Here is a 13,396-nt window from a genome sequence, read left to right as displayed (position 1 = left end):
CGTCGTGGTCCTCCCCGGGCGGGAGGTCCGTAACCGGGTCACGACGCCGTGCCGTCGAACGTGAACCTGAACGCGACCACGCCGTCGGTGGTGGCGCCCCGGGCGGTGAGGGACGCCCCGGAGCCGTCGAGCCGGCCCGTGAACGTCGTACCGGCCGCCAGCGCGTGCGGGAAGCCGCCGGGCATCTGGCCGAGGTCGGAACGGCAGGCGACCAGCAGGCTCGGCCAGTTGAACAGATTGAGGACCACCGCCTCACTGGCGTGCGGGTCCGTCAGCCGCGCGTTCAGCTCGCCGCCGGACCAGCCGATGTCCCAGTAGGTCAGCAGCAGATTCGGGTCCCGGTAGTGGCCCGCCAGGTCCACGCTGGAGACGGTGCTCACCGACGAGGACCTGAAGGACACCGCACCGGCCTGCGAGGGAGCGCCCGCCGCGAACAGCATCGAGAACGGGTTGCCCTCGGTCCGGCCGCCCCCGGCCTGCGGCCTGCCCAGGTCGAGCGTGCTGCTCATGGAGTAGGTCCGGCTGCCCGCCAGGCGCCGCGAACCGTCGGTGGTGCAGTAGTCGTACACGTCGACCGAGATGCTCGCGGTACCGCTGTACGCCTTGCCCCACAGGGCCGACGCGCCCGAACCGCCGGCCGTCACCGCTTCCTGGGAGGCGGCCGTCGTGGCCTCCTCCGTGGCCGGCGTGTCCGTCGGCGTCTGCGGGTCGTCGGCGGAGGGCGTCGCCTCGGGCGAGGACACGGGCGCGGACGCGGGAGGGGACGGCGGCGCCGCGGACGACGGTGGTCCCGCGGACGCCGTGGAGGCGCCGGCCGTCGCCGCGCCGCCATGACCGCATCCGGCCAGGCACGCGCACACGAGACCCGCGCAGACAGCCGCCGCCAGCCTGCCCCGGACGAATCCGGGCACTCTTCGAACCCGCGTCATGGCAGCCATGACACTCCCCTCCCGGCACCGGGTCACCCCCCACGAGCACCCGGGCAAGGGCGGACATTACGCCGCGCCGACGTTCCCTGTACCCGCCACGAAGTCCTTCGTTACCGTTTTGTGCCTGGCCGGATCCGGACGGGTGGACCGCGCGTGTCCGCGGTCCGGGCGGCTGGTGCACCATGGGCGACGAAACGGGCCGCGCCGGCCGGCCCGTCCCTCCGAACCGGGGTGTGGTGATGGGCGGACATCGGGGCCGTGTCCTCGTCGTCGACGACGACGCGGCGATACGACGGTCGCTCGAACGCGGCCTGCGGCTGGGCGGTTTCGCCGTGGACCTCGCCGACGACGGCCGGCCCGCGCTGGACATCGCCCGGCGGACCCCGCCGGACGCGATCGTGCTGGACATCTCGATGCCCGGGCTCGGCGGGATCGACGTGTGCCGGACGCTCCGCGAGGAGGACAACGACGTACCCGTGCTGATGCTCTCCGCGCTCGACGAGACCGCCGACCGGATCGCGGGACTCCAGGCAGGCGGGGACGACTACCTGGTGAAGCCTTTCGCCCTCCAGGAGTTGGTGCTCCGGCTGGAGGCGCTGCTGCGGCGCAGACCGCCGAGGGACACGGACACCGTGCGGGTGGGCGGACTCTCGCTGGATCCCGCGGCCCGCACGGTGAGCCTGGACGGACGCCGACTCGACCTGACCCGGCGGGAGTTCGAGCTGCTGCACGTCCTGGCGCGCAACGCGGGCATCGTGCTCAGCCGCGACCAGCTCCTCGACCGGGTCTGGGGGTACGACTTCGATGTGCGCACCGACGCGGTGGACACGTTCGTGAGCTATCTGCGGCGCAAACTGGAGGCGGCGGGCCGGGCCCGGATCGTCCACACCGTACGGGGCGTGGGGTTCGTCCTGCGCGACGACGGGCCGGAGGCCGGACGATGAGACTGTCCACCCGGATCGCGCTCGCCGTCGGGGCGACCGTGCCGATCCTGGTCCTGGCGACCGGCTGGCTGCTGCTGCGGCTCGTCGCGGCGGATCTGCACGACGAGCAGGACGCGCACCTGCGCCGCAGCGCGGCGGCCGTGGCGAAGGACGCCCGCGGGCTGCTGCGCGCGAGTGCGGCGGACCGGTCGGCCGCGGTCGAACGGACCCGTGAGAGAAGGCTGTTCACCTCCGCCCTGGACGTCGGCGTACGGCTGGTCGGCCCGTCGGAGACGTTCACGGGCGGCCCGCAGCCGGACCAGGCCGCACCGCTTCCCGCGAGCGCGCCGGTCCCGGTCACACTGCGGACCGGCGGGCGCTCCTGGCGGATCCTGTCCAAGCAGGTGGCCGGCACCCGTCCCGGGGTGCGCGGCACGCTCTGGCTGTTCGCACCCGACACCGCGGCCGACACCCAACTGCGCCTGGTACGAAGGCGCGTGGTGACGGTGGCGCTGCTCGCCGCGCCGCTGTCGGGACTGCTGGCCGGTGCGGTGGCCGGGCGCGCGAGCCGTCCGCTGCGGCGGCTGCGGGACAGCGCGAGCGGCCTGGATCCGCGGACGACCTCCGCGCGCCTGGACCACACGCCGGCCCGGATCGCCGAGGTCGACGATCTGGCCCACACCCTCCAGACGGTCCTGAGCCGCTACGACGAACAGGCGGCGCGGACCGAGGAGGCGCTCGCCACCGCCCGCTCGTTCGCCTCGGCCGCCGCGCACGAGCTGCGGACCCCGCTGATGAGCATGCAGACCAATCTGGAGATCCTCACCGAGCATCCGGACCTTCCGTCCCCCGACCGCGACGAGGTCCTCGACGACCTGCGCGCCGAACACGCCCGGCTGCTGGGCCTGTTGGTCATGCTGCGCGAACTCGGCCGCGGTGACCTGGTCGAGGCGGACGCGTTCGGCCCGGTGGATCTCGCGGACGTCGTCGAGGCGAGCGTGCGCGAGCAGCGGCGCCGGCATCCGCTCGCGCACATCGCCGCCGACTGTCCTCCGGGGCTGCGGGTCCACGGCTGGGAGCCGGGGCTGCGCACGGTCCTGGACAACCTGCTCACCAACGCGCTGGTGCACGGCGCCGGCGCCGACGTACGCCCCTCCCCCATCGAGGTCGCGCTGCGCGCGAGCGGCGACCACGCGGTCCTGTGCGTCGACGACCGGGGGCCGGGCATAGCGCCCGAGCGGCGTGCCGCGGTCTTCGAACGCTTCGAGCGCCGCCCGGACAGCCCGGGGTCGGGCCTCGGGCTCACCCTGGTCGCCCAGCAGATCGATCTGCACCGGGGCCGGATCCGGGTCCTGGAACCGCCGGCCGGGACGGGGACCCGGATCGAGGTCGTGCTGCCGCTCCTGGGCGGCGGGTCCGGCGGGGCGGCGACCCTGCCGGCGCAGCGCAACTGGGTGATCGCGACGGCCGGCGCCCGGCCACAGGAATTCCACAAAGAGGGCTCCTAGCGTGCCGGACGTGCGGGCAACCGCCCCGGAACGAAGAGGAGTTCAGCATGTCGAGGACACCGTCGAAGGCACCGAGGAAGCCGGCCGCGTCGAGGGCCAGGACCACCGTCGTCTCGCTGATGGCGGCCGGCGCGCTGCTCGGCGCGGCGGGCGTCGCGTCGGCCGACGGCGCCGGAACGCACCCGTCGGGCGCGCCCACGGGTGACGGGGCGAAGGCGGTCTGCAAGCGCGCGCCGAAGATCGACCAGAGGATCGACCGCATCCTCGGCCGGCTGAACGGGGACGCCTCGCAGCGCGGCTCCGTCGCCAGGCTGGAACAGCGGGTGGCCAACGCCAAGTCCGCCGGGCACACGCAGATCGAGACCTATCTCAACGACCGGCTCACGTTCCGGCGTTCGCTCGTCCCGACGCTGGAGAGCCGCAAGAAGGACCTGGCGGACGTCGAGAAGTGGTGCGCGAGCCACGGCGACGGAGCCGGCGCGTGATGCGCGCGGGACGGCTGGCCCTGGCCCTGGCCGTGAGCGCGCTGCTCCTGACCGCGTGCGGCGGATCCGGTGACACGGGGAGCGCCCCCGCGTCGCCCACGCCGTCCTCCACCGACCTCGCCCGGCTTCAGAAGCTGGTCGACGGCGCGGAGTCCGCGGCGAGTTCGGCCGAGTCGGACATGGCCCACGACTGACCCGTGAACCGATGGCGGAGGCGTGAGCCGATGCGGGGTGCGCGCCCACCGGGCCCGCCCCCGCCCGTACCCGGCCGGTCCGGGCTCCCCGCGCCCGCCGGGTACGGTCCTCCCCGTACCCGACCGCTCCGGGCCGTGACCTGGCCCGACCGGCGTGCACCGCATCGGCTTGCGCATCCGCCGCGCCGTAGAATCATGGGTGCGTGGACCAAAGGAAGAACAAGGACATGTCGCCCGACATGACCTCCTCCGGTGATCCAGCCGTCGAAGTCGTCCCATGACAGCGGGGACGCCCGGCCGGAGACACGGCAGGGGTGATGTCCGGTGAATGCCGCCGCTCCTCTGATGGTCGTCGACGGCGCGGGCGTCGTCCTGCGGTGGAGCCGCAGGGCCGGCGAGATCTGGCTGCGCTCGGACTCCGAGGCGGTGGGCCGTACGGCTCTCGCCATGGTCACGCGCGACCTCGCGGACACCGGCTCCGGCCCGCTGACCATCCACGACGTCGACGGGAACCCGGTCGACCTCCGGATCCAGGTGGTGCCGCTGTCCGACGGCGAGGTCGCCTGGGGCGTCTTCGAGGCCGGCCCCGGCACCGCCCGCCCCGGCATGCCGACCGCGGTCTTCGACATCCTGCACGCCAACACGCACGAGGCGTTCCTCGTGCTGGACCCCGCGCTGCGCGTCCTCAGTGTCAACGAGGCGGCCTGCTCGCTGTGCGGCACCACGGCGGACGCGGCGCTCGACCGGCCCGTCGCCGAGGTGTGCCGTCCCGCCCGCCCGCGGGAGTTCGAGGACCTCCTGCGGACGGTCGTCACGGACGGCATTTCCTTCACCGACCGGGTCGTTCAGCTCGACCCCGCCGACGGGCCGCCGAGGGAGCGGTTCGTGAACGTCTCGGCGTTCCCGCTGCGGGACGCGCGCGGCGTGGTCGTCTCCATGACGGACATCACCCAGTCCCTGCGGGCCAAGAGGCGGCTGGACGCGCTCGGTTCGGTGCGCGAGCGGGTGGGCCGGAGCCTGGACGTCGTCACGACCTGCCAGGAGCTGGTGGAAGCGCTGGTGCCCGGCTTCGCCGACATCGCGGTGGTCGAGGTGGTCGACGCGGTGGTGCGCGGCGAGGATCCTCCGCTCAGTCCGCTCGGACGCGACATCCCGCTGCGCCGCGCGGCCTTCCGTATCGAGGGACCGGTCAACAGGGCTCAGGCGCATCCCGTCGGCGACGTTCGGGCCGTGCCGTCGCCGACGCCGTACTCGCAGGTCCTCAACGACCTCAGACCACGCGCCGTCACCCTCGACAGCGGCACCCCCTGGCTGGACGCCGATCCCGAGCGGGCCCGCGCCATCCGTGACTCCGGCGCTCGCGTCCTGCTCACCGCCCCGCTGGCCCTGCGGGGCGCCGTCCTCGGACTGCTGAGCCTCTACCGCGTACGGCCGCACGACGCCTTCGACGAGAACGATCTCACCGTCGCCGGGCAGCTGGCCTCGCACACCGCGCTGAGCCTCGACAACGCGCGCCGCTACACCCGCGAGCACACGATCGCGGCGGCGCTGCAACGCCATCTGCTGCCCCCGGAGCCCGCGTCACGGACGGCGATGGAGTTCGCCCCGCTGCACGTCCCGTCCGATGCGGGAGCGGGCACCTGGTACGACGTCTTCGGTCTGCCCGGCGCCCGCACCGCCCTGGCGATCGGGGAGGTCGCCGGAACCGGCATCGACGCCGCCACCGCCATGGGCCAGATCCGTACGGTGATCCATTCGCTCGCGGCGCTCGACCTGGATCCCGACGAACTGCTCGCCCGCCTCAACGACGCCGTCGTGCGGCTCGCCCAGGAACGGGCTGCGCTGCCGTCGGGCGACCCGCTCCGCGAGCAGCCGCTGCGGGCCGGCTGCGTCTACGCGATCCACGATCCGCTCCAGGAGACCTGTGTGATGGCCTCCGCCGGCCATCCCGCCCCGCTCGTGGCGCACCCCGGCGGGCTGGTGCACGTCCCGCAGATCCCCATGGGCCCGCTGCTGGGCAGCCGGGACGGGCCGCCGTTCGCCACCGTCTCCGTCCCGGTGCCTGACGGCAGCGTCCTGGCCCTGCGCACCACGTCGTTCCCGGCCTCCGACGGTCCCGGCGCGGACCCGGCGGACCCGCTGCGCGTGGCGCTGACCCGGCTGGACCGCCCCCTCGGCGACCTGCGGGACGACGTCCTCTACCGGCTGCGCGACGTGACGGGCCGCAGCGACGTCCTCCTGCTGCTGGCCCGCACCCGCGCCTTTCCGCCGGACCGGGTCGCCACCTGGCCCCTGGACTTCGACCCCACCGCGGCGGCGACGGCCAGGCGCCATGCCCGGGACCGGCTCCACGGCTGGGGGGTGGGCGAGGAGACCGCCTACGCCACGGAGCTGATCGTCAGCGAACTGGTGACCAACGCCCTGCGGTACGGAGCGGCGCCGGTCCGGCTGCGGCTCATCAAGGACACGACGCTCACCTGCGAGGTCCGCGACGCGGGCGGGGCGGCTCCACGGCTGCGCCACGCCCGTACGGCCGACGAGGGCGGGCGCGGCCTGTTCATCTGCGCGCAGCTGAGCCACAACTGGGGCATCCGCTACTCCGCGCGGGGCAAGACGATCTGGACGGAACAGACACTCCCCTAGGCCCCGAGTCCCCAGTCCCCTGGGCCTCCGCACGCCTCCGCAGGCCGGGCGTCCGGCGCGCCGCGTCTACCGTGCCAGGTCGGCCGCGACCTCACGCGCCGCGCGGGCTCCCGAGGCGAGCGCGCCCTGGACCGAGCCCGTGGCACGGTGGTCCCCGCACACATAGCGGCCCGGGGCCACCCGGGCGGACAGGCTCAGCGGCTGCGGGGGCGGCATCGCCGGCAGGGCGTCGGGGACGGTACGGACCGTGAGCAGGTCCCAGTCCGAGGTGTCCGTCCCGTACACCTCGGCGAGCGCGTCGCGCAGCCAGGTCTCCGCGCCCTCCTGGTCGTGTCCGAGGACCGAGGTGGCGATCAGGGACATCCCCGGCGGTGCGTAGCCGCGGACCGCCTCGCTCAGGACACAGCTGTTGAGGAAGCGCCTTCTGGTGTCCGTGACCAGGACGGGTTCGGCCAGCGGTGACCTGGTCGCGGCGTGGTAGTACGTCGTGACCACGCGGTACGGCGGGAGGCCGAGGCCGGGCAGCAGACGGGCGGCCGGCCCCGGCCCCGTCGCCACGACCACGGCCCGGGCGGCGAGTTCGCCTCCGTCGTCCGTCTCGACCCCGTCGTCCGTGAGCCGCGTGACGGGGGTGTCCGGACGCACGGTGCCGGGGGGCAGCGCCTCGGCCAGCAGGCGCGGTACGGCCCCGATGCCGGCGGCGGGCAGACACAGCGTGCCGCGCAGCATGCTGCGCCAGACGAGATGGAACACCCGGCCGGAGGTCTCCAGCTGGTCCTCCAGGAAGACCCCGGACAGGAAGGGCCGGAAGAACCGCTCCACGAACTCCTCGGAGAATCCGGCCGCCGCCAGCGCGGTGCGCGTCGTACGGTCCTCGCCGCGCTTGAGCCAGGAGGCGGGGGCGAGCATGTCCCGGCCGGACAGGGCGGCCAGCGCGATCAGGTCACGGGTTCCGGCGAGGCGCCCGGGGCGCAGGTCGCCCAGCCGTCGGCGGCCGCGGGTCGGGTCCTCGAAGCGCAGCGGCCCGTCCTCGGTGTGGACGAGGACGCCGGGCGTGAAGGGCCGCAGCCGCAGGTCACGCAGCGCGATCCGGCGTCTGACCTGGGGGTAGGACGTGTTGAAGACCTGGAAGCCGCGGTCGACGACGAAGCCCTCGTGCGGGTCGGAGCGCATCCGGCCGCCCACCTCGTCGGAGGCCTCGAGCAGCCGGACCCGGAGGCCGTGCCGGGCGAGGTCGTGGGCGCACGCCAGACCGGCGAGCCCGCCGCCGACGATCAGGACATCGGGCACACCGCGCTTCGCGGTCATGGCAACCATCCTCCGAGCAGCCGGTCCGTCCGCGCGCCGTCGCACGCACCCTCCCGGACCGATCTTCCCGCCGGGCGCGCCGGGCGGATGCGGGGCCACGCCGGTGGACCGGCTTCGGGGACTCGGGGGATTTTCGGATATTTCGAGGAGGAATAGACCGATACGGTCCACTGTTACCCCTGGTGTGACGCGGAGCGGCCTCCGCAACACCAGGTGAGCGACCCCGGCTGGTCTCCCCCGTCCAGCCGGGGTCCCCTGCTTTCCCGCGCGGGTGCGTCAGTGGCCCGAGCCGTAGTGACCGCCCAGCTGGTCGCGGTAGCGCGGATCCCCGAGGTGCTTCTCCTCGTCGAACTCCGGTGCCGCCTTGATCTCGTCCTTGGTCAGGCCGACCCGGATCGTGCTGTCCTCGTGGCTGATCGCCGTGATCGTTCCGGCGGGCAGCAGCACCCGCTTGCCGAAGATCCAGACGCCGGTGTCGACGACGACGTACTGGGAACCGACCTCGTCGGAGTGCTTGTCCACCTTGCCGATGTGGCCGTCGGACGCCTCCACGCGGTATCCGGAGAGGTCGGCGTCGGGCGTGTGTCCGCTGGTCGGGCCGTAGCCCCAGAGATGCTCGTTCACGAGGAATTCCTCCGACTCGTCCACTGAAACGCGACTGAAGATCGACGGGTGTCCCGCTTCCCCGCCGCCGACACCCGTACACCGGGCGCGCGGCCGGGTTCTTCACATATCCGGCACACACCCGGTCTCGACGTGGCCGAAAACCGATGCCGCAGCCGGAACGCGTCCCGGTCTGGACCACGGGTACCCGAAACGGGCGGATCCGATCACTCCGGATCCGGTCCGGGCCCCACGGAGCAAGGACAGGAACGTTTCGCTGGGTAATCACCCAACTCCTCACGGTGACGGTCGGAGCACTCGGATCGACTGTCGGTGACCACTCGTTCGAGTTACACGCTTTTCCGTCACGTTTCGTATCGGGCGCACGAAAGCTCCACAGAGACACCACTATGTGACGCGACGAACGCGTGACGACCACGTCTGAGGGGGGCTGTGGCGTCACGTCAGGGGGTGGTGGGCTCCATGGGAGCGGTACTCACCCCTGCCCGGGGAGGGGACTTCACCGCATGAAGCGGACCATTCGCACCACCGTGCTCGCCATCGGCGCGCTCATCGACCCGGCCGGCCCGAAGGACACGGGCCTGCCTGCGGACGCCGGCGGGCGGACCGCCCACCGCGCGGACAACTGAGCCGCGCCCCGACCGAAGCTCCCGGCCGCCTCCTGCGCGGCCGGGACGGGCCCGACCACCCCAACCTCGGCCGTGGAGCACACTTCCATGCACGTTCCCCACGACGCGCGCAGCCTCAACGCGACGCGCGTCACCCTGCTCACCGAAGGCACCTACCCGCACAGTCACGGCGGCGTCAGCGTCTGGTGCGACCAACTCGTCGACGGAATGCCCGACTTCGACTTCGACGTCATCGCCGTGACCGGCACCGGACGTGAACCGCTCGCGTGGGACATCCCCGCGCAGGTCCTCGACGTCGTCACGGTCCCCATGTGGGGGCCCGCGCCCGGGGGCCGCCCTCCGCGCGGACGGCGGCGCAGGCAACTCACGTCCGCCTACGAACAGTTCCTGACCGCGCTGCTCGACCCCTGCGCCGAGGACCGGTTCGCCACCGCGCTGTACGCGATGGCGGGCTCGGCCGCGGACGGGACGCTGAGCGCCTTCCTGCGCGGCGACCGCGCGATCAGCGTGCTGACCGGGGTGTGGAACCGCCCGGGGCTGGCCGTCCGCGAGGCCAGGCCGACCCTGCACGACGCCGTCACCGCGACCGCGCTGCTGGAGCACGCGCTGCGCCCGCTGACCGCGCCGCTCCCCGAGTACGGGGTGGCGCACGCGGTCAGCGGAGGGGTCGCCGTGCTCCCGGGCCTGGCCGCCCTCGAACGGCACGGCGTCCCGCTGCTGCTGACCGAGCACGGCGTCTATCTGCGCGAGCGCTACCTCGGCTACCGCACCGCCCCGTACCGCTGGCCGGTCAAGGCGGTCGTGCTGGGCTTCTTCCGGCTGCTCGCCGAGGAGACGTACCGGCGCGCGGCCCTGATCACCCCGGGCAACCGCTACAACCGGCTGTGGGAGGAACAGGGCGGTGCCGCTCCCGGATCGATCCGCACGGTCTACAACGGAGTGGACCCGGCGGCCTTCCCGCCGGCCGGCCCGGAGCCAGGGCGGCCGACCCTGAGCTGGGCCGGACGCGTCGACCCGATCAAGGACCTGGAGACCCTGATCCGCGCGTTCGCCCTGGTACGGGCTCAACTCCCCGACGCCCGGCTGAGGTTGTTCGGCGGCACCCCGCGCGGCGGCGAGGCCTACCGTGAGCGCTGCGAGGCCCTGGCCGGGGAGCTGGGGCAGGCGGACGCGGTCACGTTCGAGGGCCGCGTGGACGACATCAAGGACGCCTACGCGGCGGGCAACGTCGTGATGCTCTCCAGCATCAGCGAGGGTTTCCCGTTCACCCTGATCGAGGCCATGTCGTGCGGACGGGCCACCGTGTCCACGGACGTGGGCGGGGTGCGCGAGGCCGTCGGCGACAGCGGTCTGGTCGTCCCGCCCCGCGATCCCGACGCCATGGCCGCCGCCGCGCTGGAGCTGCTCGGTGACGCCGGGCGGCGCGCCGCGATGGGCGAGGCCGCCCGGAACCGCGTCATCGAGCAGTTCTCCCTGCGGCAGACCGTCGACACCTTCCGGACCATCTACCTGGAACTGTCGACACTCGGCCGGATCGTCCCGAGCGATCCCGGGGCCGCCGACGCCCCGCTCGCGGTGCGGGGCGACCGGGCGTCCACGTCCGCGTCCGCGTCGAGGAGCCTGGCCGGATGAGCGGACCCATGGCCCTCGAACCCGGAGGCAGGGGGGACGACACCCTGTCCCTGCGGCTCGGCCGTGCGCCCGCCCGGTCCGCGCCGGGCGCGGACCGGGACGCGGTCGACCGGCTCGCCGCCGAACTGGCGGAGGGCATCGGCCCGGCCGTGCACCCCTACGAGGTGGCGGCCCTGCTGGAGTCGGAGGGGCTGACCGCCGAGGTCATCAAGGAGCGGTACGGGCATCCGAACCTCTTCTCGCTCGCCTCCGCGCTCTACGAGCGGGTGCCGCGCACCTTTCCCGAGCCCCCGCGGCCGGGCAACCCCTGGCGTCCCGACCATGTGCGCTGCGCGCTGCGCGGGGTGCTGTTCGCGCTGCCGGGCCTCGCCTATCTGCTGACCGGCGGGCTGTGGCACGCGGGCCGTGACCTCGACGTCCTGGTGGTGGCCGGTCTCGTCTCCTGGGCCTGGGGCCAGGCGCTCGGGCACCGCGCCTATCTGCGCATGGCCACGGGCCGCCGCGAGTCGGGCCGGACCCTGCTCAAGGGCGCGCCGCTCGGCGCGCTCGCCGCGACGGGGTCCGGGGCGCTGCTCGCCGGCTCCGGCACGGCGATCGGGGTCGCGGCGGCGCAGTCGGTGTATCTGTCGGCGGCCGGGGTGCTGCTGGTGCTGGGCGGGGAGCGGCTACTGCTGGCCGCGCTCACCCCGCTGGCCGCCGGCGCGGCGGCGCTGCCCTGGTGGGACCCCGGGACCGTGCCGCGCCTCGCGCTGCCGCTGCTGTCCGTGCTCTGCGCGGTCGCCGCGGCCTGCCGGGCGCTGCGAGGGGCCCTCGGCGCCTCCCCGGTGCCGGGCGGACCCCGTCCACCGCTGCTGCGGTCACTGCCGTACGGCCTGTTCGGGCTGTCCGCCGGGGTGCTGGTGCTGCTGGAGGGCCGGCAGCACCCGTACGCCGTGGTCGTGCTGACCGTGAGCATGGGCCCGGCGGAGTGGCTGCTGTACCGGTACCGCGGGATGTCCGTGTCCGCGCTGCGGGCGACCGCGACCCCGGCCGCGTTCCTGCTTCGCTCGACCGGCGTCCTCGGTCTCTGTCTGGTCTCCTACGTGCTTCCGCTGCTGCCCGCCGCCCTGCTGACCGGCGCGGAGCCGGTCCCGCTGCTGCTGCTCGCGGCGACGCTGTGGACGGCTCTGCTGCTCCAGGCCTTCGGAGCGGCCTGGCAGCCGGCCGCGGTCTGCCTGGCGGCGGCCGTCGCCGCCGCCTCGGCCGCCGCGCTCCGTCCGCTGCCCGGACCCCTCGCCCTGACGCTGTCCTGCGGCACGGCCTGTCTGTGTCTCACGGCCTGCGCCGTACGGCTGCTGGGGCGACCCGCGCCGCACGCCTGAAACCACCTCGCACAGCCCGCCCGGACCCGTCCGGAGGGCCACCGTGCCTCCGTCAGCACCACCCGTCACTCACCGCTCATCACCCATCACGCATCACGCATGACATGGGCAACCAACCGGAAGGATCAACGAGTTGACCACCCAACCACTCGCCGCCGTCACCGGAGCCGAGGGTTTCATCGGCTCCCACCTCACCGAGGCACTGGTCGCCTCAGGGCATCGGGTGAGGGCCATGGCGCAGTACAACTCCTTCTCCTCGTACGGCTGGCTGGAGACGCTGCACCCCGACGTCCTGGACCAGGTCGAGATCGTCCTCGGTGACGTCCGGGACCCGGGTTCGGTCCGCGGTCTGGCCGAAGGCGCCGACTGCGTCTACCACTTGGCCGCGCTCATCGCGATCCCGTACTCCTACCAGGCCCCGCACAGCTACGTGGACACCAACGTCACCGGCACCCTCAACGTGCTGGAGGCGGTGCGCGCGCTCGGCACACCGCGGCTCGTGCACACCTCGACCAGCGAGACCTACGGCACCGCGCAGACCGTGCCGATCACCGAGGACCACCCCATCAACACCCAGTCCCCGTACGCCGCTTCGAAGGCGGGCGCGGACCGGCTGGCCGACAGCTACCACGCGAGCTTCGGCACGCCGGTGGTGACGCTGCGCCCGTTCAACACCTTCGGCCCGCGCCAGTCGATGCGCGCGGTCATCCCCACCGTCATCGGCCAGGTGGCCGCGGGAGAACGGGTCATCACCCTCGGCGACCTGCGGCCCACCCGTGACTTCACCTTCGTCGAGGACACCGCCCAGGCGTTCCTCGCGGTGGGCACGGCGCCCGCGGAGCGGGTGGTGGGCCGGACCCTCAACGCCGGTACGGGCGGCGAGATCTCGGTCGGCGACCTGGTGGCGCTGATCGGCAAGGTGATGGACACCGCCCTCGACGTCCGCGAGGACGCCGGGCGCATCCGGCCGGCCAACTCCGAGGTGATGCGGCTCGTCGCCGACGCGAGCCGGCTGGCCGAGGCGACCGGCTGGAGCCCCGGGCACGACCTGGAGCAAGGGCTCGCGCGGACCGTCGAGTTCTTCCGCGAACCGGCGAACCTGGCCCGCTACAAGACCGGCATCTACAACATCTGACCCGTCCAGCACGTCCCACGAAGGA

The 13,396-nt window shown here is 73.6% G+C and carries 12 protein-coding genes; 9 read left to right on the top strand and 3 right to left on the bottom strand.

The window, feature by feature from the left end:
• Window positions 1-38: 38 nt before the first annotated feature.
• Window positions 39-938 (bottom strand): hypothetical protein, encoded by a 900-nt coding sequence (locus ACFWI4_RS03125; RefSeq protein WP_387190290.1) that lies wholly within the window; start codon window positions 936-938, stop codon window positions 39-41.
• A 230-nt stretch (window positions 939-1,168) separates the two neighbouring features.
• Here ACFWI4_RS03125 and ACFWI4_RS03120 point away from each other — a divergent pair, with 230 nt between their 5' ends.
• From ACFWI4_RS03120 to ACFWI4_RS03100, 5 genes are all read left to right on the top strand, one after another.
• Complete coding sequence (locus tag ACFWI4_RS03120) at window positions 1,169-1,873, top strand: response regulator transcription factor (protein ID WP_385392819.1); 705 nt, start codon at window positions 1,169-1,171, stop codon at window positions 1,871-1,873.
• Window positions 1,870-3,360 (top strand): sensor histidine kinase, encoded by a 1,491-nt coding sequence (locus ACFWI4_RS03115; RefSeq protein WP_387190288.1) that lies wholly within the window; start codon window positions 1,870-1,872, stop codon window positions 3,358-3,360. The genes ACFWI4_RS03120 and ACFWI4_RS03115 overlap by 4 nt, the downstream gene beginning before the upstream one ends.
• A 47-nt stretch (window positions 3,361-3,407) precedes the next feature.
• Window positions 3,408-3,845: a hypothetical protein gene (locus ACFWI4_RS03110; protein WP_385392814.1), complete on the top strand. Its 438-nt coding sequence runs from the start codon at window positions 3,408-3,410 to the stop codon at window positions 3,843-3,845.
• Entirely contained in the window at window positions 3,845-4,039 is a 195-nt protein-coding gene (locus ACFWI4_RS03105; protein WP_387190285.1) for a hypothetical protein, read from the top strand. Before ACFWI4_RS03110 ends, ACFWI4_RS03105 begins: the two co-directional genes overlap by 1 nt.
• Window positions 4,040-4,363: 324 nt before the next feature.
• Window positions 4,364-6,682 carry a SpoIIE family protein phosphatase gene (locus tag ACFWI4_RS03100; protein ID WP_387190283.1) on the top strand — a complete coding sequence of 773 codons (2,319 nt, stop codon included), beginning with the start codon at window positions 4,364-4,366 and terminating at the stop codon, window positions 6,680-6,682.
• A 66-nt stretch (window positions 6,683-6,748) separates the two neighbouring features.
• On the opposite strand, the gene ACFWI4_RS03095 is transcribed toward ACFWI4_RS03100, so the two are convergent.
• Both ACFWI4_RS03095 and ACFWI4_RS03090 read right to left on the bottom strand, forming a co-directional pair.
• Window positions 6,749-7,990 (bottom strand): NAD(P)/FAD-dependent oxidoreductase, encoded by a 1,242-nt coding sequence (locus ACFWI4_RS03095; protein WP_387190280.1) that lies wholly within the window; start codon window positions 7,988-7,990, stop codon window positions 6,749-6,751.
• Between the two features lie 276 nt (window positions 7,991-8,266).
• Window positions 8,267-8,614: a PRC-barrel domain containing protein gene (locus ACFWI4_RS03090; protein ID WP_387190277.1), complete on the bottom strand. Its 348-nt coding sequence runs from the start codon at window positions 8,612-8,614 to the stop codon at window positions 8,267-8,269.
• A 506-nt stretch (window positions 8,615-9,120) separates the two neighbouring features.
• Here ACFWI4_RS03090 and ACFWI4_RS03085 point away from each other — a divergent pair.
• The 4 genes from ACFWI4_RS03085 to ACFWI4_RS03070 all read left to right on the top strand — a co-directional run bounded on the left by ACFWI4_RS03085 (window position 9,121) and on the right by ACFWI4_RS03070 (window position 13,371).
• On the top strand, window positions 9,121-9,243 hold the full coding sequence (locus ACFWI4_RS03085; RefSeq protein WP_387190275.1) for a hypothetical protein: 123 nt from the start codon (window positions 9,121-9,123) through the stop codon (window positions 9,241-9,243).
• A gap of 87 nt (window positions 9,244-9,330) precedes the next feature.
• Window positions 9,331-10,875 carry a GT4 family glycosyltransferase PelF gene (pelF, locus tag ACFWI4_RS03080; RefSeq protein ID WP_387190273.1) on the top strand — a complete coding sequence of 515 codons (1,545 nt, stop codon included), beginning with the start codon at window positions 9,331-9,333 and terminating at the stop codon, window positions 10,873-10,875.
• On the top strand, window positions 10,872-12,236 hold the full coding sequence (locus tag ACFWI4_RS03075; RefSeq protein WP_387190271.1) for a hypothetical protein: 1,365 nt from the start codon (window positions 10,872-10,874) through the stop codon (window positions 12,234-12,236). Before pelF ends, ACFWI4_RS03075 begins: the two co-directional genes overlap by 4 nt.
• Before the next feature lie 133 nt (window positions 12,237-12,369).
• Window positions 12,370-13,371 (top strand): GDP-mannose 4,6-dehydratase, encoded by a 1,002-nt coding sequence (locus ACFWI4_RS03070; RefSeq protein ID WP_387190268.1) that lies wholly within the window; start codon window positions 12,370-12,372, stop codon window positions 13,369-13,371.
• Window positions 13,372-13,396: the final 25 nt, after the last annotated feature.

The organism is Streptomyces sp. NPDC127038, assembly GCF_042725875.1.
Taxonomy (GTDB): Bacteria; Actinomycetota; Actinomycetes; order Streptomycetales; family Streptomycetaceae; genus Streptomyces.
This window is presented reverse-complemented; position numbering and strand designations above follow the sequence as displayed.